Below are 21,788 nucleotides of genomic sequence, written 5' to 3' on the forward strand. Positions count from 1 at the left end.
TCAGCCGCGGCTGGCCCAGACCGCGCGGCGGCTGTCGTACTCGACGAGGTTGCCGTCGTCCTGCATGACGAGCTTGTACGGGCCGCCCTCCTCGACAGGACCCCTGCGATGACGCACCTCCCCTCCGGCCGCTCCCTGGCCGTCTCCCTCGCGGCGATCGCCGCCACAGGCGCCCTCCTGCTGGGGTCGCTGTCCGCCTCCGCGCTCGAGGTCCCGGCCTCGGCGCCCTCCGCCGTCGCCTCCGCCGCGGTCCTCCGCGCCGGCGAGCAGCTCGCGCGCGGCGAGCGCCTGGTGTCCCCCGACGGCGCCTCCTCCCTCGTGATGCAGAACGACGGCAACGCCGTGGTCTACGCCGCCGGCGGCCGTCCCACCTGGGCGTCGGGCACGCAGGGGCGCGGTGACAGCCTGCGGATGCAGGACGACGGCAACCTCGTCGTGTACGCCGCGGACGGGCGCCCCGTCTGGGCGAGCGGCACGGTGGCCGACCCGGGCGGCGAGCTGCGGATGCAGGACGACGGCAATCTCGTGATCTACCGCCGCAGCGGCTCGGCCGCCTGGGCCAGCAGCATCGGCGGGCGGATCGACGAGCCGCGCACCGACACCCTCCGCCGCGGGAGCACCCTCTACGCGGGGAACCGGCTCGCCACCCAGGGAGGCACCACGGCGGTGATGCAGGCGGACGGCAACCTCGTCGTCTACGGGCAGGGCGGAGCTCTCTGGGCGAGCGGCACCCGCGGCCGGGGCAACGTCCTCCGGATGCAGGACGACGGGAACGCCGTGGTCTACGCCGCGGACGGCGCACCCCTGTGGGCCTCGGACACGTCCGGCGAGCCGGGCGCCACGATGGTCCTCCGCGAGGGCGATCTCCGGATCGCGGACGACTTCGGCGTCCTCTGGAGCAGTGCTGCGCTCGTCGTGCGCGACTCGCTCTCCCCGAGCGGCCTCGTCGTCGCGGGCTCGCGGCTGACCTCGGCGAGCGGGCAGTGGCGGGCCGAGATGCAGCGCGACGGCAACTTCGTCGTCTACGGGCCGAACGGCGCGGACTGGGCGACGAACACCTCCTCCGCCTCCGGTGCCGCCTTCTCGATGAGCTCCGAGGGCCGGCTCGACGTGGCCGACTCCCGGATCCTCTGGCTGCGGTTCCCGAGGATCTCGTTCGGCATCGGCCAGAGCGGCGTCGCCCTGCCCTACCGCCTGGTGCTGCAGAACGACGGCCGCCTCGTCGAGTACGACGGCCTCGGACGGGCCGTCTGGGCCAGCCGGGGCTGACGCGCGACGCATGATGGAGGGGTGAGCGACCCCGGCGACTTCATCCGCTCGGCCCTGGAGTACGAGGGCGACGTCTGGCGCGCGCAGGACGTGCGCGAGCGCCTGGGCGCGGGGCTGGACTCGACGGGAGCCTCCGTCGGGGCGGTCCGCGGCACCGTCCGCGACGCGCTGAGGAAGTTCCGCTCGCTCGAGCACGACGACGTGACCGCCCTCTCCTCCGAGCTCTGGGAGACGGCGGTGTTCGAGCCGCGGCTGGCGGCCGTCGTGCTGCTGCAGTCTCGGGCCGAGTGGCTGCGAGGCTCCGACCTCACCCGGCTCGAGGGCTTCGTCCGCGACTCCCGCGTGGACGAGCTGAGCGACCCGCTGGCCCGCGACGTCGTCGCTCCGCTCCTGGCCGGGCTGCGCGGTGCGGCGCGGACCCGGGCGGACGCGGTACTCGACCGCTGGGAGGCGGAGGGCGGGCGCCTGGCGCGGGCGGCCTCCCTGGCGCGGGCGCCAGCCCGGTCGGACCGCGGCTGAGGGCCCCTCGACCCGGTCGCCCTCGCGGAGCCGGACCCCTGCTCAGGCGGCCCCGTGCTCCTGGATCGCCGTGCCGTCCGCCACCCGGATCCGCGTGTCGAACACCAGGCCGGGATCGACGCGGTGCGCGATCAGGACCACCGTCCGCCCCTCGGCGGCGCGGAGCAGATCCGCGAGCAGCGCATCGGCCACGGGAGCGTCCACCGACGCCGTCGGCTCGTCCAGCATCAGCACGCGGAAGTCGGCCAGGAGTGCGCGCGCGAGCGCGATCCGCTGCGCCTGGCCGCCCGAGACGAGCGTGCCCCGCTCCCCCACCCGCGCGTCGAGACCGCCCCGCGCAGCGGCCCAGGGCCCGAGCCCGACCCGCTCCAGCACCGCCTCGAGCACGGCGTCGGCGGCCTCGGGCCGCGCGAAGAGGAGGTTCTGCCGGATCGTGTCGTCGAAGAGGTACGGCTGCTGCTCCACGAGCCCGACCCGCTTCCGCACTTCCGCCTGCGGCAGCGTGCGCGCCTCGACTCCGCCCAGCACGTAGCTGCCGGTGTGGTCGAGGAAGCGCACCAGAGCGTGCGCGAGCGTGGTCTTCCCGGAGCCGCTGCCGCCGGTGACGAGCACGCGCGCACCCTCCGGCAGGTCGAGCGAGACGCCGCTGAGCGCCGGCGAGTGCGCACCGGGCCAGCTCACCGACAGGTCGCGCAGGACGATGCCGGCACCCCGGGGGGCCGGCGCGTGCGGGTCCACCTCCGCATCGGTCGCGAGCGCCGGCGACGCCGCCTCCGCGTCCAGATCGGCCAGGCGCTGAGCGCTCGAGAGCGCGGTGCGCGCCGCCTGCACGGCGAGCGGCGCGGCGGCGGCGACCTCGAAGACCGCGAGCGGCACGAGCGCGACGACTCCGAGGGCCGGACCGCCGAGGTCGCCGATCGCCGGGATCCCCAGCGCGAGGCCCGCCCAGACCGCACCGCCCGAGCAGAGGGCGAGGACGGCCGCGGCCAGTCCGGCGGACGCGGCCCGTCGTCGCGCCGCCCGGGCGAGCGACTCCTCCGCGCGCGCGACGTCCGCCAGAGCGTCACCGGCCGCATCGAAGGCGATGAGCACGTCGAGGCGGGTGACCAGCAGGTTCAGGCGCTCGGCGAGCTCCCCGCGCAGCGGCGCCAGCTCGCGGTCCGCCTGCGCGGAGAGCCGGCCGGCGCCCAGCGCCCCGCCGGCGAAGGCGAGGACGAGCAGCGCCAGCAGCACGGCGCCCATCGCCGGCAGCAGCAGCCAGACGCCGACCACGGAGACCGTCGCGACCAGCGCCGCGACGATCAGCGGCTGCACGACGCGAAGCGGCACGTCCTGCTGGGCGTCGACGTCCGATACCACCCGTGAGATCAGATCGCCGCGGCGCACGCGGCCCAGCCCGTCCGGCGCGACCGGCACCAGGCGCCCGTAGACGCCCGCCCGGAGCTCTGCGAGCGCGCGGAAGGCGGCGTCGTGGCCGGTCAGCCGCTCGAGGTAGCGGAAGAAGGCCCGCGCCAGTGCGAAGGCCCGCACGCCCACGACGGCCATCGAGAGGAACAGGATCGGCGGCTGCTCGGCCGCGCGGACGATCAGCCAGGCCGAGCAGGCCAGCAGCGCCACGACGGAGGCGGAGGAGAGCAGCCCGAACGACAGGCCCGGCAGGAAGCGGCGCGGCCCGGGCATCGCGGCGCGGAGGACGTCGGAGCGGTTCACCTCGCGACCACCCCCGACGGCGCCAGGGCGATCACGGCGTCGGCCGCCGCGACGGTCGCGGGCCGGTGGCTGGCGATGATCACGATCGTCCCGCTCTCCGCCAGGGTCCTGAGCCCGGCGAGCACGGCCCGCTCCGACTCCTCGTCGAGGGCGGCGGTCGGCTCGTCCAGGGCCAGCACGGCGCACTCGCGCTCGAGCAGGCGGTGCACGGCGCGGGCGACGGCGACACGGGCGCTCTGCCCGCCCGAGAGGCCTGTCCCCTCGGCGTCGAGCCGGCGCTCGGGGTCGACGTCGGCCGCGGCGATCGCCAGGGCCCGCCGGACGCGCTCGGGGTCCGGCGAGAGCGCTCCGAGCCCGACCGCGGACGCGACGCTCCCCGCGAGCAGGTCGGGCCGCTGGCCCGCCCAGGCGAGCGTCGACCGCAGATCCGCGACCGGCGACCCGCCGAGCAGCAGCGTGCCCGAGAAGGGCACGAAGCCCGCGAGCGCGGCGAGCAGCGTCGACTTCCCGGATCCGCTGGGCCCGGTCACCACGGTGATCGACCCGACGGGGAGCACCGCGTCGACAGGAGCGAGCGTCCGCCCGCGTCCGTCGTCGACCGCGAGTCCCCGCAGCTCGAGCGCCCCCCTCGCCGCCGGGGCCTTCCCGCGAGGGGGCAGGGCCGCCGCGCGCTCGAGGACGGCGAAGGCGCGGTCCGCCGCCTGCACCCCGTCGGCCGCCGCGTGGAACTCGGCACCGACCTGGCGCACCGGCAGGAACACGTCGGGCGCCAGCACCAGGACGAACAGCCCGACGGCCAGCCCCAGCGAGCCGTCGACGAGCCGCAGCCCGATCGAGACGGCGACCAGTGCGACCGAGAGCGAGCCGGCGAGCTCGAGCACGAAACCGCTGACGAAGGTCACCCGCAGCACCTTCATCGTGTGCACGCGGTAGTCCTCGGTCAGCGCGCGGATCCGCGTCGCCTGCCGCTCGGCCCGCCCGAAGATCTTGAGGGTCGCGAGGCCGCCGACGGTGTCGACGAAGCCGGACGCGAGGGCCTGCAGCCGCTCCCACTGCCGCGCCTGCACGGCCTGCGTCGCCCAGCCGATCAGCACCATGAAGACCGGGATGAGCGGCAGGGTCACCACCAGGAACAGCGCGCTGAGCGGATCGGCGAGGAAGACCACGAGCGTCAGGAGCGGCGTCGCCACCGCGGTGGCGATCAGCTGCGGGAGGTAGCGGGCGAAGTAGCCGTCGAGGGCGTCCAGACCGCCGCCCAGCAGCGCGACGACCCCGCCCGAGCCGCCCTCGGAGCGGCCCGCCGGGCCGAGCTCGACCAGCGCGGCGAGGACCGCCTGCCGCAGCTGGGCCTTCGCTCCTGCTCCGTGGCGCACCGCGTTCACCTCGGTCGCCCAGGCGAGACCCGCCCGCACCGCGACGACCGCGAGCAGGGCGGCCAGCAGCGGCGCGAGGTCGTCGGCGCTCCTTGCGTCCACCGCACCGGCCACCAGCTGCGCCACCAGCCACGCGAAGGCGACGATCGCGAGAGTCCTGGCCAGCGCGAGCGCCCCGCCGAGCAGGAGGAACACGCGGGCCGCCCGGGCGTAGCGGAGCAGGCGCGGATCGAGGGGCTTCACGTCAGTGGGCGTCGACTGGGATGTGCGCGCGGCTGATGCGCTTGCGGAAGATCCAGTAGGTCCAGGCCTGGTAGCCGACGATGAGCGGCACGAACACCAGCGCGGTCCAGCTCATGACGGTCAGCGTATAGGGCGTGCTGGAGGCGTTCTCGATCGTCAGCCCGTAGGCGGGGACGTTCGAGGCGGGCATCACCGCGGGGAACAGCGTCGCGAAGAGGGCGAGCACGGCCAGCGCTGTGGTGCCGGCCAGCAGCGCGAAGGCGCGTCCCTCCCGGCCCCGCGTGAGGGCGAGCCAGCCGCCGACGAGGGTGGCGGCCGCCCCCGCCGAGAGCGCCCAGGAGGCGGTGCTCCCCTGGCCGAGGTTGGTCCAGGCCAGGAAGACCGCGGCGACGACCACGGTGAGCAGCCCCGCGCGGGTCGCCAGGCGGCGCGCCCGCTCGCGGATCTCCCCCTCCGTCTTCAGCGCGACGAAGACGACTCCGTGCGTGAAGAAGAGCAGGAGGGTCGTCGCTCCGCCCAGGAGCGCGTAGGGGTTCAGCAGGTCCAGGACGGTGCCGATGTAGTTGTGGTCGGCGTCCATCGGGACGCCCTGCACGATGTTCGCGAAGGCCACGCCCCAGAGGAAGGCGGGCACCGCGGAGCCGACGACGATCATCGTGTCGAAGCGCCGCTTCCACTGCGCCTCCGGACGCTGGTGCCGGTACTCGAACGAGACACCGCGGGCGATCAGCGCGAGCAGGATGAGCAGCAGCGGCAGGTAGAACCCGCTGAAGAGCGTGGCGTACCACTCCGGGAACGCGGCGAACAGGGCGGCGCCGGCGACGATCACCCACGTCTCGTTGAGGTCCCACACCGGGCCGATCGTGTTGATCAGCACGCGGCGGTCGGTGTCGTCGCGCCCGAGGAAGGGGAGCGACATGCCGACGCCGAAGTCGAACCCGTCGAGGACGAAGTAGCCGATGAAGAAGAACGCGACGATCCAGAACCAGAGAACGGCGAGATCCATGGAGGTGCCTCCTAGTAGACGGTGCCGACGAGCTGCGGGCGACCGCTCTCCTCGTCGACCTCGGGAGCGTCGTCGGGGCCGGCCTGCGCGGCCCGCTTGATCAGGCGGAACTCGACCACGGCGAGAGTGCCGTAGATCGCGGTGAAGGCGAGCAGCGAGATCAGGACTTCGACGCCGCTCACTCCGGGCGAGACTCCGTCGGCGGTCTTCAGCAGCCCGAACACGAGCCACGGCTGGCGGCCCATCTCGGTGAAGACCCAGCCCACGATCATCGCCATCAGGGGCAGCGGGGCGGCCCAGATCGCGACCTTCCACATCCACTGCTTCGGCTCGCGGCCCTTCCGGGTGAACCACAGACCCGCCGCGGCGACCCCGATGGCGAGGACGCCGAGCGCCATCATCCAGCGGAACGACCAGTACGTGACCCAGATGATCGGCGTGTAGTCGCCGGGTCCGTAGACCCGGGTGTACTGCGCCTGGAGGTCGTTGATGCCCTCGACCGTGCCGGTGAAGGTGTGCGTCGAGAGGAACGAGAGCAGGTAGGGGATGCGGATCGAGAACAGCTCGCTCGAACCGTCCGGCGTTCCCCAGGTGAAGATGGAGAAGGAGGCGTCGACGCCCGTGGAGGTCCGGTAGAGCGCCTCCGCGGCCGCCATCTTCATCGGCTGCGTGTCGACCATCGCCAGGCCGAGCGAGTCTCCGGTGAACAGGGTCAGGCCGCCGCTGACGAGCATCATCCAGGCGCCGAATCTCAGGGCCGGACGCATGGTCTCGAGGTGCTGGTTCCGCGAGAGGTGGTAGGCCGCGACGCTGATGATCACGGCCGCGGAGACCATGAAGCAGGCGAAGATCGTGTGCGGGAAGGCGGCGAGCGCGACCTTGTTGGTCAGGAGCGCCCAGATGTCGGTGAGCTCCGCACGGCCCTTGGTCTCGTTGATGCGGAAGCCGACCGGGTTCTGCATGAACGCGTTCGCCGCGATGATGAAGTAGGCCGAGAGCGTGGTGCCCAGCGTGGTCAGCCAGATGGTGGCCAGGTGCAGCTTCTCGGGGAGCTTGTCCCAGCCGAAGATCCAGAGGCCGATGAAGGTGGCCTCGAGGAAGAAGGCGAGCAGGCCCTCGAACGCGAGGGGCGCCCCGAAGACGTCGCCGACGAAGCGGGAGTAGTCGCTCCAGTTCATCCCGAACTGGAACTCCTGGACGATCCCCGTCACGACGCCCATCGCGAAGTTGATCAGGAAGAGCTTCCCGAAGAACTTCGTCAGCTGCAGGTAGTGCACCTTCCCGGTGCGCACCCAGCAGGTCTGGAAGATCGCGACGGTGAGCGCCATGCCGATCGTGAGCGGCACGAACAGGAAGTGGTAGATCGTCGTCAGACCGAACTGCCATCTCGACAGCAGGAGCGGATCCAGGAGTTCGTTCACAGCTCCGAGAGTAGGTCGGCGGGAGAGGTCCGACGGCCTCCGATCCCAGTACTGGGGCGGATGTGCGGCCTTCCACGAGCTCCTGGCGACCCCCTTTCCGGGGTGGCCCCGGGAGCCCCGCCGAGCACTCCCACCGACCGGTCGCTCGACGTCGAGACGGACCCTCTCGACGTCGAGGGAGTCTTCCGTGCGGCGACTGCCGAGCAGGGCTCGCCTCCGTCGGACGTGCTGCCGCCGATTTCTCGACGCCGAGCGATCGGGCGGTCGGCGACCCGCTGAGGGATCGTCTCACCCACCTTCAGTGGATTCTCAGGCGCACATCCGCGAGATCGGCGGTGGGAATCCGTTCAGGGCGCGCCGTCGGCGACGGATACACCCGCAGCAGGCGCTCGAGGAGGCCCGTGCGGAGGCGCCGCCGGTGGGCGACCCGCGGTCAGCCCGCGTCGACGCGCGAGCGGGAGCCGGAGAACCAGGCGGGCGCCTGGAAGCCGTACTTCAGGACGGGCAGATCGCGCGTGAGGCGCCAGTAGCCCAGCGCCGCCGCGACGCCGGACCCGCAGACCAGGAGCGGCACGACCGGCCCGATGACGTCGAGCCAGCGCTGTCCCTGGAAGAGCAGCAGGGCGCTCGTGGCGAGCGAGACGAAGAGGACGTGCACCACGTACACCGGGAGCGTGTTGCGACCGATGAAGGTGATCCAGCCCGCGCCGCGCCGGTTCGAGAGGAAGCGGGCGACCACGAGCCCGGCGAGGACCGCCAGCACGCTCACCACGACCAGCCCGATCGTCAGCAGCGGGAAGCGGACGCGGGCGGCGAGGATCACGCCGGCGAGCACGAGGAAGAGCACGCCGAAGCCGAGTCCGCTGACGATCCCGCGGCGCTCCACGAACGCGATCACCGCGTTCCGCAGGTACAGGCCGAGCAGGAAGAACATCAGGTAGCGGGCCATGCCGTCCCAGGCGATGTTCCCGGTGCCCTCGGAGGTGCTGGAGCGGACGGCGTACCAGACCACGGCGATCGCAGTCGCGATGCCGATCTGCACTCGCCAGTCGATCCGGCCCTGCGCGAGCTTGGCGGCCACGAAGAAGATCGTGAGGGCGTAGAGGAACCAGAGCCCGTTGTGCGGCATCACCGGCTGGAGGAGCAGCGCCAGCGGGTCGGACTCGTCGGTACCGCCCGGGTTGGGCACCACCAGGAAGAAGAGGAACCGCACCACAGACCAGAGCAGGAAGGCCCAGACCAGCAGGCTCAGCCGCGAGCGCCAGAGCTCCGACCACGACCGGGTGAGCACCGAACCGGCGAACAGCCCCGAGGCGAGGAAGAACAGTGGCATCCGGAAGGTGATGAGGAGCAGGTTGATGTCGTTCCACGAGTCGGGGGCGATCCCGGCGGTCGTGGTCCACTGCACGGAGTGGGCCAGGGCGACCAGGATGATCGCGATGCCCTTCGCCGTGTCCACCCAGGTGATGCGTGCGCGTGCCATGAGTCCTCGTCGTGATCGTCCATCGGAAGTCGGCCGGCGGCGACGATGACGATGGCGAAGTGCAAGTGTGGCACGGCTGTGCATCCTCTGTGACGTTCTGGACGGATCCGATCTCGGCGATCCGGTGACGCGGAGACGGCCATCGGGTGCTCCGATCCTCGGCCGGCCTCCTCGTGCACGACGCGCGCCCGCCGATGCCCGAAGATCGAGCCATGACTCGAGCGACGACCTCCGGCTCCGCGCCCGGCCCCCGCCGCATCCGCCTCCGCCTCCTGGTCGCGCTGCTGGTGCTCGCGCTGATCCTCGCCGGCGCAGGCATCGCCCTCTCGCTCGCCTCCCGGAGCGGTAGCGCGGGCACCCCGGCCGCGGGCTCCCCCGAGCCCGGACCGACCTCCTCCGTCGACATGGCCGAGCGCGTCGCCGGTCTCGAGAAGCGCTTCGCCGCCGGGTTCCCGCAGCACAGCATCGTCCTCACGGGCAGCTCCACGATCGGCCGCTGGACGACCTCCAAGGAGGACCTGCGCCCGCTCGAGACCTACAACATCGGGATCGGCGGCACGACGGTCGCCGACCACCTCGCGTGGCTGGACCGCATGGTCGCCCCCTTCGATCCCCGCGCCGTGATCGTGTACGTGGGAGCGAACGACATCAGTGGCGAGGAGGGCTCGCGGACCGGCGCGCAGACCGCCGACTCGGTCGTCGAGTACCTCCAGCGCGTCGAGGAGGTCGCCCCCGACGCCGAGCTGTTCTACGTCGAGATCGCGGAGACGCCCGCCCGCGCCTCCGTCGGCGCCGAGGTCCGCGCCGCGAACACCGCGGTCAGCGCCTACGCCGAGACGGACGACCGCGTCACCTTCGTCCCCACCGCCGACGCGCTCGTCACCTCCGACGGCGCGGTCGACCCCTCCCTCTTCGTCGACGACGGCCTGCACTTCGACGAGGCCGGCTACGCCCGGTTCTCAGAGGCGGTCCGCGCGGTGGTCCTGCCCGCTCTGGAGTGAGCAGGCGGACCGCCGTACTGCGGCCCGCTCCGCGTGAGCGGTCCGGGGACACCGCGCCCGGAGCCCCCAGTGTTGACCCTGAAGGGGGACACGGCCACTCCCTCGCGCGCGCCTATCCTGGCCCCGCGTCATCGCCGACAGCGCCCTCTGCACCGCCGCAGACCGCCGCTCGCTCAGCAGCGCCGACCGTCTCGGAGTCACCGATGCCCCGCTCGAGGATCCGCCCCCGTGGTCTCGCCCTGCTCGCCGTCCTGGCGGTCACGGCCGCCGCGCTCGTCGCCGGGCCCGCGGCTCCGGCGTCCGCCGCTCCCGTCGTCCCCGCCGGCTTCACCGACTCGCGGGTGGCGGCCGTCCCCGCGCCGACCGCCCTCGCCTTCACGACCGACGGGCGCACCCTCGTCTCCTCGCAGACCGGCGCGATCCGGGTGATCCGCGGAGGCAGCCTGGTCGCCACCCCGGCCCTCGACCTGCGCTCGAAGATCTGCGCCAACGGCGAGCGCGGTGTGCTCGGCCTCGCGGTCGACCCGGCGCCGGGATCCCGGACCGTCGTCGTCTACTACACCGCGAAGGGCTCCGACTCCTCGTGCCCGACCAACGCCGGCGGCACGGTGAATCCCTCGGGAGCTCCGCGCAATCGCGTCTCCTCGTTCCAGCTCGGCACCGACGACCGCATCGACCCGGCCTCCGAGCGCGTCCTCCTCGACGGCATCTACTCCCCCGCGAGCAACCACAACGGCGGCGACCTCGCCATCGGCAAGGACGGGCTGCTCTACGTCAGCGTCGGCGACGGCGGCTGCGACTACCGCGGCGGAGTCGGCTCGCCGGGCGGCAGCGGCTGCGGCGGCCGGAACGACGCCGCCCGCGACCCGAACATCCTGAACGGCAAGATCCTCCGGGTCACCCTCACCGGCGGCGTCCCGGCCGGCAACCCGTACCTGGGCACCGGGACCGCCTCCTGCCGACTCGCCCCGGCCGCCGCGGGCGTGCGCTGCCGCGAGACGTTCGCGAGCGGCCTGCGCAATCCGTTCCGGATGGCGTTCGACCCGAACGCGACCGGCACCGTCTTCCGCATCAACGACGTGGGCCAGGACGCCTGGGAGGAGATCGACCAGGGCGTCGCCGGCGCCGACTACGGCTGGAACACCCGCGAGGGCCACTGCGCGAAGACCGGCTCGTCCTCGAACTGCGGAACAGCGGCGCCCGCCGGGCTCACCGACCCCGTCTTCGACTACCCGCACAGCAGCGGCTGCGCCTCGATCACGGGCGGCGCCTACGTCCCCCGCGGCGTCTGGCCGGCCGCCTACGACGGCGCGTACCTCTTCGGCGACTACGTGTGCGGGAAGATCCGGACCCTCGGCCGCACCGGCGCGGCCGGCGACCTGGTGACCGGCCTCGGCGGCAGCAGCGCCGTCGCCATGGCCTTCGGCCCCTCGCGCGGGACCCAGGACCTCTTCTACACGAGCTACGCGAACGGCGGCGAGGTCCGGCGCCTCGCCTACACCGCCGCGGCGAACCGCGCCCCGACCGCGGCCCTCTCCGCCGCCCCCTCCTCCGGTGCGGCTCCTCTCGCCGCGCGGCTGAACGGCTCCGGCAGCAGCGACCCGGAGGGCGGGGCCCTGACCTACCTGTGGTCGTTCGGCGACGGCACCCCCGACCGCATCACGACCGGCCCGACCTTCACCCACAGCTACGCCGCCGGCAGCTGGACCGCGTCCCTCCGCGTCCGCGATCCGAAGGGAGTCGTCTCCGCACCTGCGACGACGAGGATCACCTCGGGAGACAGCGCGCCGACCGTGAGCATCACCGCACCCGCCGACGGAGGGGTGTTCGTCACGGGCCGGAGCTACGGCCTCCGCGCCACGGCGACCGACGCCGAGGACGGGGCCCTGCCCGCCTCGGCGCTCACGTGGACCGTCCAGCGCCGCCACGCGCAGCACACGCACCCCTTCCTCGGCCCGCTGACGGGGAACGACCTCTCCTTCGTCGCCCCCGGCCCGGAGGACCTCGCCGCCGCCGCGGACAGCGACCTCCTGATCAGCGTCACGGCGACGGACTCGAGCGGAGTGTCGACCACGGCGACGCGGACGTTCTCGCCGCAGAGGGTCTCCGTCACCCTGGCCACCGCTCCCGTCGGCCGGACGGTCGTCGTCAACGGCACCGAGGTCGCCGGAGGCACGACGGTCGTCTCGTGGGCGGGCTCGGCACTCCAGCTGGAGGTCCCGGACCAGACCGACGCCTCGGGCACGGCCTACCGGTTCTCGTCCTGGTCCGACGGCGGCGCCGCCTCGCACAGCGTCGTCACTCCCGGGAGCAGCACCACGCTGACGGCGACCCTCGCCGCCACCGGGCTCCCCGGCGCTCCGACCGCGGTCACCGCCACGGCGGGCTCGGACGGCACGGCGACGCTCGCGTGGTCGCCCCCCGCGGGCACCGGGGGCTCGGCGGTCACCGGCTACCGGGTGTCGCGCGACGGGTCCGACACGAGCGGAGCCGGAGCCTGGAGCGCCGTGGTCGCCGCGACCAAGCGGTCGCAGACCTTCACGAAGCTGGTCCCGGGCAGCAGCTACACCCTCTCCGTGCAGGCGGTCACGGCGAACGGCACCGGCCCCGCCGCCTCCGCACGGGTCGCCGTCCCCTGAGCGCTCCACGCCCACCGGCCTCCCGGGCGCAGCCCTGCCGCCGCCCAGCCGTGCGCCCCTACGATCGAGCCATGCCGAGCATCCGGAGCCGCTGTCGGCCCCAGCCCCCGATCGAGTCCGCGGCGGGCGGGGGCGCCCGGTGAACGACACCCTCACCGGGATCCTGGACTTCGTGGTCGGCGTCCCCCCGGTCTGGCGGACGCTCCTCGCCGGGCTCGCGATCTTCTTCGAGACCACGATCCTGGCGGGCCTCGTCGTCCCCGGCGACACGATCGTGATCGTCAGCGCGACCGGCGTCACCAGCCCGCTGCAGTTCGTGGCGCTGGCCGTCACCGTCGTCATCGGCGCGCTCTGCGGCGAGTCCGTCGGCTTCTGGCTCGGCCGCTGGTTCGGGCCGCGGATCCGCGCATCGCGTCTGGGACGCCGACTCGGCGAGAAGAACTGGCTGAAGGCCGAGCGCTACCTCGCACGGCGCGGCGGGTTCGCCGTGTTCCTCTCGCGCTTCCTGCCGGTGCTGCACTCGCTGATCCCGCTGACGGTGGGGATGAGCGGGATGCGCTACCGGACCTTCATGGCCTGGACGATCCCGGCGTGCGTGCTCTGGTCGTCCGCCTACGTCGGCGTCGGCGCCGCGGCGGCCGGCAGCTACCGGGAGCTCTCGGAGAGCCTGCACGGCGCCGGCTACCTCTTCGTGGGGGTCATCGTCGTCTTCGCCCTGCTCGTGCTCCTCGGGAAGAAGCTCCTGAACAGAGCGGAGGCGCGCCACCTCGACGAGTGACGCGCCTCCGGGCGTGGATCCGGGGAGGATCAGTCGACGAGACCCGCCGACTTCAGCCACTCGCCCGCGATCGCGGACGCGGACTTCTGCTCGTTGACGCTCTCGGAGTTGAGGGCGACCAGGTCGTCCGCGGTGAGCTTCGCGCTGACCGCGTTCAGCACCTCGGCCGCGTCGTCCGTGATCTTGCTGGAGACGATCGGCACGACGTTGTCGGCGACGAACAGTCCGTCCGGGTCCTCGAGAGCGACGAGGTCGTTCTTCTGGATGTTCGGGTCGGCCGTGTAGACGTTCGCCAGCTGGATCTGGTCGCTGGTGAGCGCGTCGACGGTGGTCGATCCGCCGCTGTCCTCGATCGCCTGGAAGGTGGTCGTGATGCCGTACTTCGACTGCAGGGTGTCGGGCCCGTAGGGACGCGTCTGCAGCTCGGAGTTGCCGCCGACCACGATCGGGTCGGTGACGTTCTTGAGCGACGCGATGTCGGTCAGGTCCCACTTGTCGGCGAAGGCCTGGGTGACGGTGTAGGAGTTCTGATCGCTGGCCTCGGCGGCGTCGAGGGCGCGGAGGCCGTCGGGCAGCGCGTCGCCGAGCGCGGAGTACACGTCGTCGGCAGTGGTGGCCGTCGCGTCCGGCTCGAGCGCCTGCAGGAGGCTGCCGTCGTACTCCGGGAAGACGTCGATGGATCCGCTCTCGATCTCGGGCAGGTAGATCTCGCGCTGGCCGATGCGCAGCTGGCGGTCGACGGTGAAGCCGTCGTTCTCCAGAGCCTGCGCGTAGATCTCGGCGAGGATCTCGTTCGAGTAGTAGTCCTGCGAGCCGACCACGATGGTCTCGCTGCCCGCAGTCGCACCCGATCCCTCATCGAGCGGATCGCCCGAGGAACACCCTGCCAGTGCCACGACGGCACCGACCGCGAGTGCGCTCAGCGCGACACGGCCCTTCGTGAAATGTGCTGTGAACATTGCTATTTCCCTTCTTCGATGGGGATTCCCACCACCGCGCGTCGTCGGGGCGACGACGTGCGGGAACCTGTGCGGCCGGCGGTGCCGGCCAGGCCGAGCACGACTCCGCGCGGCACGGCGAGCCGCTGGAGGAGGGCGAAGAGGACCTCGCTGAGGAGCGTCAGCACGATCACCAGGATCGAGCCGGCGAGCATCTGCGGGTAGTCCCCCGACTTCACTCCGCGGAAGATGTACTGGCCGAGTCCGCCCGCGCCGATGTAGTCGGCGAGCGTGGCGGTCGCGATGATCTGCAGCGCGGCCGAGCGGAGTCCGCCGATCAGCAGCGGCAGCCCCAGCGGGATCTCGACCTTCGTCAGGATCTGCCACTCGGTCATGCCCATCGAGCGCGCCGCGTCGACCGTGCGGCGGTCGACCGCCTCCAGTCCGGAGTACGCGCCGGCGAGCACCGACGGGATCGCGAGCACGACGAGGGCGATCACCGGAGCGCCGAGTCCGAGCCCGAGGCTCATCGCCGCGAGGACGAGCACGCCCAGCGTCGGCAGGGCTCGCAGACCACCGGCGACGGGCACCGCGATGCCCTTGCCGCGCCCGGTGTGCCCGATCAGGTACCCGATCGGGATAGCGATCGCGGCGGCGATGACGAGCACCAGCAGGCTGATGCCGACGTGCTGGGCGACGCGGGTCGGGATCGCGTAGACCCCGGTCCAGTGCGCGGGATCGGCGATCCAGGCGAAGGCCTCGGCGATGAGGTTCACGACGTCACCGCCCTCTCGACCGCGAGCGGCCTGCGCGAGCGGCGCGTGCGGTCCAGGGCCGTCCAGGGCATGAGGAGACGGCCGATCAGCACCAGCAGCCCGTCGAGCACCAGCGCGAGGACGATCGTGAGGACGATGCCCGTGACGATCTCACCGGTGATGCCGCGCTGGAAGCCGTCGGTGAAGAGCAGGCCGAGGCTCTGGATCCCGAGCACCGCGCCGACCGTCACCAGGCTGACCGTGCTGACCGTGACCACCCGCAGGCCCGAGAGCAGGACCGGACCCGCCAGCGGGAACTCGACCCGCCAGAAGCGCGCCCAGCCCGAGTAGCCCATCGCGGTCGCCGACTGGCGGACGTCGTCCGACACCGCGCCCAGTGCGTCCGAGGTGGTGCGGACCATCAGCGCGACTCCGTAGAGGGTGAGGCCCGTGATCACGTTGGCGGTCGAGCGGAGCGGGATGCCCAGCAGGACCGGCAGCAGGATGAACATGGCCAGCGACGGGATGGCGTAGAGCACGCCGAGCCCCGTCAGCAGGGTTCCGCGGCTCCAGCGGTAGCGGTTCGCGAACCAGCCGAACGGCAGCGAGACGAGGAAGCTGAGCAGGATCGGCGGAACCGACAGGGCCAGGTGCGCCAGCAGGTTCGCGACGATCGCGTCCGTGTTGTTGACGACCCAGTTCACGCGGCGGGGCCGTCCTGCGAGCGCAGCACGCCGGTCGGGCGCCCGTCGCCGTCGACCACGATGCGGGCGCCGTCGCGCTCCTCGATCCGGAGCGAGCGCTTGCCGCGGTCGGCGCCGACGAAGCCGGCGACGAACTCGCTCGCGGGGTTCGCCAGGATCTCGGCGGGCGAGCCCTTCTGCGCGATCCGGCCGCCCTTCTCGAGGATGACGACCTGGTCGCCGAGCAGGAACGCCTCGTCGATGTCGTGGGTGACGAAGACCACGGTCTTGTCGAGCTCGTCCTGGAGCCGCAGGGTCTCGCGCTGCAGGTCGGCGCGCACGAGCGGGTCGACCGCTCCGAACGGCTCGTCCATCAGCAGGATGTTCGGGTCCACCGCGAGGCCGCGCGCCACGCCGACGCGCTGCTGCTGGCCGCCGGAGAGCTGGCTGGGGTACCGGGCGGCGAGCCCGCGGTCCAGTCCGACCGTGTCCATCAGCTCGAGCGCGCGGGAGTGCGCCTGCTTCTTGGCGACCCCGTTCAGCCGCGGCACGGTCGCGATGTTGTCGATGACCTTGCGGTGCGGCAGGAGTCCGGAGTTCTGCATCACGTAGCCGATTCGGCGGCGGAGGGCGACGGCGGGCAGAGAGGAGATGTCCTCGCCGTCGATCTCGATGGTGCCGGACGTCGGCTCGATCATCCGGTTGATCATGCGGAGGATCGTGGTCTTCCCGCAGCCGGAGGAGCCGACGAAGACGGTCGTCTGCCGGGAGGGCAGCACGAGCGAGAAGTCGTCGACCGCCCGGGTGCCGTCCGGGTACTGCTTGCTGACGTTGCGGAACTCGATCACGAGGCCGCCCGCCGTCCGGCGGTGTGCGCGCCGATCTGTCCCTGGTCCACGACTGTGCCCGCTCTCGCTCCGCGCGTCCGGCCGCTGCGCGGCCCGCGGCCCCGAACGGGGCCAGGCGGCAAGGAAAACACCAATAGCAGCCGCCTGCCAACCCGGACCGCGAAGTGTTGCGGGATGTTCCGGGAGCGACTAGGGCCTTGACAGCCCGGGCGGGTCAGGACTCCTCGACGGCTCCGTAGTGCGAGGTCATGTAGTGGCGCAGCAGCGAACGGCTCTCGTCGATGAAGCGCTGGTCGCCGTGGGGGTCGATGAGGAACGCGCGGGTGAGCAGCGCGTCCGCGACCTCGATGGTCACCTCGAGGCGGAAGGACAGCTGCGCGCCGCCCGGGAGGCCGTACTCGGACGCGAGGATCTCGGCGAAGCGGCGCGCGAAGAAGCCGGCCTCGAACGCCTCGCCCGCGACCTCGGGGGCGTGGATCGTGTCGACGAAGCGGATGGAGCGGAAGCCCGGCTCGTTGCGGTGCATCTCGCAGAAGGCGTCGATCGCGCAGTCGACCGCGCCCCACCAGTTGCCCGGGTGGGTGTCGCGGATCTCGGTGATGACGCGTCGGCGGAAGCGCTCGAGGGCCCGCTCGCGCAACGCCTGGAGGACGGCGATGCGGTCGGGGAAGTAGCGGTAGACCGTGCCGATCGCCGCTCCCGCGCGCTCGGCCACCATCGCCGTGGTCAGGCGGTCGAAGCCGACCTCGTCGACGACGGCGGCCGCCGCGTCGAGCAGCGAGGCGAGACGGGCGGCGCTGCGCACCTGCACCGGCTCGTTGCGGACCTGGGACGATTCACCGAACGGTCGGTCGACGAGGTTTCCAAGAGGCACGGCGGGCTCCTTCGGTCGTGGTTCCTACAATCGTACGCACGCCGACCGCCGGTCGGGGTCGTTTCATCGAAAGTCCCTCGTGTTTCGCGCCCCCGGACGGGCGACGGCTCCGCGGGTCCGATCCACCCGGGAGAAACCATGTGCGGACGCTTCGTCCTCTCGCAGACCACCGCCGACCTGGTGGCGCTCTTCGACATCGACGAGCCGGGCGCCGACCTGCCGGAGCCGTCCTGGAACATCGCGCCGACCCAGCGGATCGCCGTCGTCGCGGAGTCGATGAAGGGGGTCGAGGAGGGCAGCCCGCCGCGACGCCGGCTCGCCGGGGCCCGCTGGGGCCTGGTGCCCCGCTCCGCCGCCGACCCGTCCGCCGGGCCGCCGCTGTTCAACGCCCGGATCGAGTCCGTCGCCGAGAAGCCGTCGTTCCGGGAGTCCTACGCCTCCCGGCGCGCCATCGTGCCCGCCTCGGGCTGGTACGAGTGGCGGGTCGGCGCGGACGGGGCGAAGGCCCCCGTCTACGTCTCGCCGGGCGAGGGCTCCCTCCTCCTCTTCGCCGGTCTCTACGAGTGGTGGCGCTCGGCTCAGCCGGGCGCTCCCTGGCTGCTCTCGGCGACGATCCTCACCCGCCCCTCCGCCGGGCCGCTCGCCGAGGTGCACGAGCGGATGCCGGTGCTGCTGCAGCCGGAGCTGATCGAGGACTGGCTGGACCCGGCCTCCCCCGGGGACGGCGAGCTGCTGCGCGCGGCCGCCGAGGGCGCGGCCGAGCTGGCCGAGGAGCTCGAGGTGCACGGCGTCGGGGCGGCCGTGGGCTCCGTCTCGGTGAACGGGCCCGAGCTGATCGAGCCCGCCGACGCCTGACGATCGCGTGAGAGCGCGATCCGCGGTCCGGCATCGGGTCTGACAGACTGGGCGGATGCCGCTGACGCCCGAGAGCAAGCCCCTGAGCGCAGGCAAGGCCGAGGTCATGCACCGCGCCGCCCGCCTCGAGGACCGACTCCACTCCTTCCGGATGAGGCGCGTCAAGCGCAAGGGCTACGTCCCGCGGGTCATCCCCTACACCGGCTACGGCTCGACCACGCAGCTGCGCGTCCTGGCCCGTGTCCTCTACACGCGGCCGACCCCTCCCGGGGTCGAGGAGGTCCGCCCCGTCGAGGGCGTGCGCGGCTGGCGGAGCTTCACCAGCGTCTTCGTGAGCGGGGCCGTCGTGACCGTCGAGGCCGACGGGCAGACCCATCGGGTCACGGCCGACCGCGGCGGGGTCGTCGACGCGGACCTCCCGATCACGCTCGATCCCGGCTGGCACACCATCACCTTCTCGACCGCGGGCTCGAAGCCCGTCGAGGCGCCCGTCTTCATCGTGCGTCCGGAGTCGCGGCTCGGAGTCGTCTCGGACGTCGACGACACGGTGATGGTCACCGCGCTCCCCCGCCCCTTCGTCGCCGCCTGGAACACCTTCGTGCTCGACGAGCACGCCCGGATGCCCACGCCCGGCATGGCGGTCTTCCTCGACCGCTTCGCCCGGCAGTACGAGGGCTCCCCCGTCATCTACCTCTCCACGGGCGCGTGGAACGTCGCCCCGGCGCTCACCCGCTTCCTCTCGCGGCACCTGTACCCGGCCGGAGCGCTGCTCCTGACCGACTGGGGCCCCACGCACGACCGCTGGTTCCGCAGCGGCAAGCAGCACAAGGAGATGAACCTCCGCCGACTCGCGGCCGAGTTCCCGGACGTGCGCTGGCTGCTGGTCGGCGACGACGGGCAGCACGACGAGGAGATCTACTCCGACTTCGCGGACGAGCACCCCGACAAGGTCGCGGCGATCGCGATCCGCCAGCTCTCCACCGGCGAGGCGGTGCTCGCGGGCGGCCGCTCCAAGGCCGAGGACCGCTCGCTGACCAGCGGCACGACCTGGGTCTTCGCGCCCGACGGCGCGGGCATCTCCGAGCAGCTGACGGAGCTCGGCATCCTCTGATCCCGCACCGGCTCCGGGAACGACGGAGCCGTCCGCTCCCCGGAGGGAGGGACGGCTCCGGTCGATCGGCTCGGACTACGCCTGGTGGGCGGCCTGCAGGTCGAGGGTGATGGTGACCTTCTCGCCGATGAGCACGCCACCGGTCTCGAGGGCCGCGTTGTAGGTCAGGCCGAAGTCGGTGCGGTCGATGGTGGCCTTGGCGGTGAGGCCGGCCTTGTAGTTGCCGTACGGGTCGGTGCCGAAGCCGCCGAACTCCACCTCGAAGGTGACGGGCTTGGTGGTGCCCTTGATGGTGAGCTCGCCGTCGACGAGGAAGTCGTCGCCGTTCGGGCGGACGGCGGTGGAGACGAAGTGGATCTCCGGGTACTGCTCGGCCTCGAAGAAGTCGCCGGTGCGGAGGTGGCCGTCGCGGTTGGGCTCGTTGGTGTTGACGGAGGCGACCTCGGCGGTGGCCTCGACCTTGGAGTCGAGCGGGTTCTCGCCGGTGGTGAACGTGGCGGTGAAGCGCTCGAACTTGCCCTTGACCTTGCTGATCATCAGGTGGCGGACGCTGAACGCGACCTCGCTGTGGGTGGGGTCGATGACCCAGGTGCCGGCCTTGTAGCCGGGGATGGTGACGGTGTCGGTCATGGTTTCTCCTCGAGTGTGACGGTCGTCGCGGGGAGAGCGTCCCCGTCCGATGTATGCAAGCGCATCGACGTCGATCAGTATTCCATGTAGCGACAACTATTTCATCCACGTTCCGTCGAAGGATCGGCGGACGCTGCGTGAACACGGGGCGCCGCACCCCCGGGCGGGGGCCGATCCCGCTCCCCCGAGCGCCCGTCAGCGGTCGGCGGGAGCGGGGTTGCGGATGCCGAGGAGGGAGACGACGCCGCCGGCGACCAGGAGGACGGAGGTCGCCACGGCGGCGCGGGAGAAGCCCTCGACGTCGAGCGAGTCGCCGACCACGAGCGAGGTGGCGGCGATGGCGACCAGCCCGGCGATGCGCGAGACCGCGTTGTTCACAGCGGAGCCGACTCCGCTGTGCCCGTCCTCGACCGCGCCGAGGATCGTCGAGGTCAGCGGGGCGACCGTCACCGCGAGGCCGAAGCCGAACAGGAGGATCCCCGGCAGCAGCTGCGTGGCGTAGTCCGCGCCCTCGTCGACGAAGGAGAGCAGGAGGAACCCGGCCGCGGCGATCAGCGGTCCGACGCCCATGAAGAGCCTGGGGCCGAACCGCGCCGACAGCGACCCGGAGACCTGCGAGAGCAGGAGCAGCAGGATCGTCGGCGGGAGCGTCGCGAGCCCGGCCAGGGTCGCCGAGAAGCCGAGGGTCTGCTGCAGGAACAGGCCCAGCGCGAAGAAGCCGAAGGAGAGCGCTCCGTAGACGAACGCCGTCGAGACGTTGCCGACGGTGAAGTTCCGCGAGGCGAAGAGCGAGAGCGGGAGCATCGGGTGCGCCGCGCGCCGCTCCCACACGACGAACGCGACGAGCGCGGCGACTCCCCCGATCAGGGCGGTCAGCACGAGCGGATCCCGGATCCCGAGCCGCTCCTGCTCGATCAGCGCGAACACCGGCCCTCCCAGGCCGATCACCCCGAGCACCGCGCCGACGCCGTCGATCGGCACCCGGGTCCCCGAGTCGACCGCGCCGAGCCTGCGCAGCAGCACGAGCGTCACCGCGATCGGCAGCAGGTTGAGCGCGAAGACGTACCGCCACGATCCCGCGTCCACCAGCAGGCCGCCGAGCACGGGCCCGGCGATCGTCGCCGTGCCGGTCCAGGCCGTCCACGCGCCGATGGTCCGGGCCTGCGCGGCGCCGTGGACGGTCGCGATGATGAGGGCGAGCGAGCTGGGCACGAGGATCGCCCCGGCGGCGCCCTGGAGCATCCGCGCCACGATGAGGACCTCGGCGGTGGGGGCCAGCGCGCACAGCAGCGAGGTGACGCCGAAGCCGATCAGGCCGATGGTCATGCTGCGGGCTCGGCCTATGCGGTCGGCGAGCGAGCCGGCGACCAGGATCAGCGCGCCGAGCGTGATCAGGTACCCGTCGACCACCCACTGCTGCACCGCGAGCCCGCCGCCGAGCTCGCGGGTGATCGCGGGCAGGGCGACATTGACGACGGTGCCGTCGAGGAAGGCGACGAAGGAGGCGAGGACGGCCACCACGAGCACCGCGCGGCGGCGCGTCTCAGCGGGGTCGGCGGAGGTGGTCATGCTCGGGCTCTGCTCACTCGATCACCGTACCGGCGGCCGCCGCTCCCGGGACCGGGAGGGCGGGCATCCGGGCCCCCGAGCGC

The 21,788-nt window shown here is 72.5% G+C and carries 19 protein-coding genes; 7 read left to right on the top strand and 12 right to left on the bottom strand.

All coding sequences use genetic code 11. The features are described from left to right. The first annotated feature begins 108 nt into the window (after nucleotides 1-108). Both C5C24_RS00005 and C5C24_RS00010 read left to right on the top strand, forming a co-directional pair. On the top strand, nucleotides 109-1,269 hold the full coding sequence (locus tag C5C24_RS00005; RefSeq protein ID WP_104303992.1) for a hypothetical protein: 1,161 nt from the start codon (nucleotides 109-111) through the stop codon (nucleotides 1,267-1,269). A 21-nt stretch (nucleotides 1,270-1,290) separates the two neighbouring features. Further along, on the top strand, nucleotides 1,291-1,788 hold the full coding sequence (locus tag C5C24_RS00010; protein WP_104276561.1) for a DNA alkylation repair protein: 498 nt from the start codon (nucleotides 1,291-1,293) through the stop codon (nucleotides 1,786-1,788). A gap of 42 nt (nucleotides 1,789-1,830) precedes the next feature. Here C5C24_RS00010 and cydC read toward each other — a convergent pair whose 3' ends face one another. The 5 genes from cydC to C5C24_RS00035 form a co-directional block, all read right to left on the bottom strand. After that, nucleotides 1,831-3,498, bottom strand: coding sequence for a thiol reductant ABC exporter subunit CydC (cydC, locus tag C5C24_RS00015; RefSeq protein ID WP_104303993.1), 1,668 nt, complete (start codon nucleotides 3,496-3,498; stop codon nucleotides 1,831-1,833). Beyond that, nucleotides 3,495-5,114, bottom strand: a complete 1,620-nt coding sequence (cydD, locus tag C5C24_RS00020) for a thiol reductant ABC exporter subunit CydD (RefSeq protein WP_104303994.1) — start codon at nucleotides 5,112-5,114, stop codon at nucleotides 3,495-3,497. Before cydD ends, cydC begins: the two co-directional genes overlap by 4 nt. A gap of 1 nt (nucleotide 5,115) precedes the next feature. Next, nucleotides 5,116-6,120 carry a cytochrome d ubiquinol oxidase subunit II gene (cydB, locus tag C5C24_RS00025; protein ID WP_104281525.1) on the bottom strand — a complete coding sequence of 335 codons (1,005 nt, stop codon included), beginning with the start codon at nucleotides 6,118-6,120 and terminating at the stop codon, nucleotides 5,116-5,118. An 11-nt stretch (nucleotides 6,121-6,131) separates the two neighbouring features. Next, a complete protein-coding gene (locus C5C24_RS00030; RefSeq protein ID WP_104303995.1) occupies nucleotides 6,132-7,541 on the bottom strand; it encodes a cytochrome ubiquinol oxidase subunit I in 1,410 nt (469 codons plus the stop codon). Between the two features lie 433 nt (nucleotides 7,542-7,974). Continuing rightward, nucleotides 7,975-9,024 (bottom strand): acyltransferase family protein, encoded by a 1,050-nt coding sequence (locus C5C24_RS00035; protein WP_181118481.1) that lies wholly within the window; start codon nucleotides 9,022-9,024, stop codon nucleotides 7,975-7,977. Between the two features lie 212 nt (nucleotides 9,025-9,236). Here C5C24_RS00035 and C5C24_RS00040 point away from each other — a divergent pair, with 212 nt between their 5' ends. From C5C24_RS00040 to C5C24_RS00050, 3 genes are all read left to right on the top strand, one after another. After that, complete coding sequence (locus tag C5C24_RS00040) at nucleotides 9,237-10,025, top strand: GDSL-type esterase/lipase family protein (protein WP_181135442.1); 789 nt, start codon at nucleotides 9,237-9,239, stop codon at nucleotides 10,023-10,025. Between the two features lie 203 nt (nucleotides 10,026-10,228). Continuing rightward, complete coding sequence (locus C5C24_RS00045) at nucleotides 10,229-12,664, top strand: PQQ-dependent sugar dehydrogenase (RefSeq protein ID WP_181135443.1); 2,436 nt, start codon at nucleotides 10,229-10,231, stop codon at nucleotides 12,662-12,664. A 139-nt stretch (nucleotides 12,665-12,803) separates the two neighbouring features. Then, a complete protein-coding gene (locus C5C24_RS00050; protein ID WP_104303998.1) occupies nucleotides 12,804-13,442 on the top strand; it encodes a DedA family protein in 639 nt (212 codons plus the stop codon). Between the two features lie 29 nt (nucleotides 13,443-13,471). Here the strand turns inward: C5C24_RS00050 and C5C24_RS00055 are convergent, their stop codons facing one another. The 5 genes from C5C24_RS00055 to C5C24_RS00075 all read right to left on the bottom strand — a co-directional run bounded on the left by C5C24_RS00055 (nucleotide 13,472) and on the right by C5C24_RS00075 (nucleotide 17,540). After that, entirely contained in the window at nucleotides 13,472-14,401 is a 930-nt protein-coding gene (locus C5C24_RS00055) for an ABC transporter substrate-binding protein (RefSeq protein ID WP_104303999.1), read from the bottom strand. Nucleotides 14,402-14,403: 2 nt separating this feature from the next. Beyond that, the gene (locus tag C5C24_RS00060; RefSeq protein ID WP_104276552.1) at nucleotides 14,404-15,156 is read right to left on the bottom strand and encodes an ABC transporter permease; all 753 of its coding nucleotides are present in this window, start codon (nucleotides 15,154-15,156) and stop codon (nucleotides 14,404-14,406) included. Beyond that, nucleotides 15,153-15,839: an ABC transporter permease gene (locus C5C24_RS00065; protein ID WP_104276551.1), complete on the bottom strand. Its 687-nt coding sequence runs from the start codon at nucleotides 15,837-15,839 to the stop codon at nucleotides 15,153-15,155. Before C5C24_RS00065 ends, C5C24_RS00060 begins: the two co-directional genes overlap by 4 nt. Next, nucleotides 15,836-16,666, bottom strand: a complete 831-nt coding sequence (locus C5C24_RS00070; protein ID WP_104276550.1) for an ABC transporter ATP-binding protein — start codon at nucleotides 16,664-16,666, stop codon at nucleotides 15,836-15,838. The genes C5C24_RS00065 and C5C24_RS00070 overlap by 4 nt, the downstream gene beginning before the upstream one ends. Before the next feature lie 214 nt (nucleotides 16,667-16,880). Further along, nucleotides 16,881-17,540, bottom strand: coding sequence for a TetR/AcrR family transcriptional regulator (locus C5C24_RS00075; protein ID WP_104276549.1), 660 nt, complete (start codon nucleotides 17,538-17,540; stop codon nucleotides 16,881-16,883). A gap of 138 nt (nucleotides 17,541-17,678) precedes the next feature. Here C5C24_RS00075 and C5C24_RS00080 point away from each other — a divergent pair, with 138 nt between their 5' ends. Both C5C24_RS00080 and C5C24_RS00085 read left to right on the top strand, forming a co-directional pair. Beyond that, complete coding sequence (locus tag C5C24_RS00080) at nucleotides 17,679-18,395, top strand: SOS response-associated peptidase (RefSeq protein ID WP_104276548.1); 717 nt, start codon at nucleotides 17,679-17,681, stop codon at nucleotides 18,393-18,395. Between the two features lie 55 nt (nucleotides 18,396-18,450). After that, the gene (locus C5C24_RS00085) at nucleotides 18,451-19,506 is read left to right on the top strand and encodes an App1 family protein (protein ID WP_258064987.1); all 1,056 of its coding nucleotides are present in this window, start codon (nucleotides 18,451-18,453) and stop codon (nucleotides 19,504-19,506) included. A gap of 75 nt (nucleotides 19,507-19,581) precedes the next feature. On the opposite strand, the gene C5C24_RS00090 is transcribed toward C5C24_RS00085, so the two are convergent. After that, nucleotides 19,582-20,136: a YceI family protein gene (locus C5C24_RS00090; RefSeq protein WP_104237910.1), complete on the bottom strand. Its 555-nt coding sequence runs from the start codon at nucleotides 20,134-20,136 to the stop codon at nucleotides 19,582-19,584. Nucleotides 20,137-20,331: 195 nt separating this feature from the next. Next, on the bottom strand, nucleotides 20,332-21,705 hold the full coding sequence (locus C5C24_RS00095; RefSeq protein ID WP_104281529.1) for a DHA2 family efflux MFS transporter permease subunit: 1,374 nt from the start codon (nucleotides 21,703-21,705) through the stop codon (nucleotides 20,332-20,334). Between the last annotated feature and the right edge of the window lie 83 nt (nucleotides 21,706-21,788).

This window comes from Rathayibacter sp. AY2B3 (assembly GCF_002931755.1).
Taxonomy (GTDB): Bacteria; Actinomycetota; Actinomycetes; order Actinomycetales; family Microbacteriaceae; genus Rathayibacter.

Excerpts from the sequence above, each read along its gene's own strand:
- C5C24_RS00005 (WP_104303992.1), top strand. The coding sequence starts at position 109 with ATGACGCACCTCCCCTCCGGCCGCTCCCTGGCCGTCTCCCTCGCGGCG.
- cydB (WP_104281525.1), bottom strand. The coding sequence starts at position 6,120 with ATGGATCTCGCCGTTCTCTGGTTCTGGATCGTCGCGTTCTTCTTCATC.
- C5C24_RS00035 (WP_181118481.1), bottom strand. The coding sequence starts at position 9,024 with ATGGCACGCGCACGCATCACCTGGGTGGACACGGCGAAGGGCATCGCG.
- C5C24_RS00040 (WP_181135442.1), top strand. The coding sequence starts at position 9,237 with ATGACTCGAGCGACGACCTCCGGCTCCGCGCCCGGCCCCCGCCGCATC.
- C5C24_RS00045 (WP_181135443.1), top strand. The coding sequence starts at position 10,229 with ATGCCCCGCTCGAGGATCCGCCCCCGTGGTCTCGCCCTGCTCGCCGTC.
- C5C24_RS00055 (WP_104303999.1), bottom strand. The coding sequence starts at position 14,401 with ATGTTCACAGCACATTTCACGAAGGGCCGTGTCGCGCTGAGCGCACTC.
- C5C24_RS00080 (WP_104276548.1), top strand. The coding sequence starts at position 17,679 with ATGTGCGGACGCTTCGTCCTCTCGCAGACCACCGCCGACCTGGTGGCG.
- C5C24_RS00085 (WP_258064987.1), top strand. The coding sequence starts at position 18,451 with ATGCCGCTGACGCCCGAGAGCAAGCCCCTGAGCGCAGGCAAGGCCGAG.
- C5C24_RS00090 (WP_104237910.1), bottom strand. The coding sequence starts at position 20,136 with ATGACCGACACCGTCACCATCCCCGGCTACAAGGCCGGCACCTGGGTC.
- C5C24_RS00095 (WP_104281529.1), bottom strand. The coding sequence starts at position 21,705 with ATGACCACCTCCGCCGACCCCGCTGAGACGCGCCGCCGCGCGGTGCTC.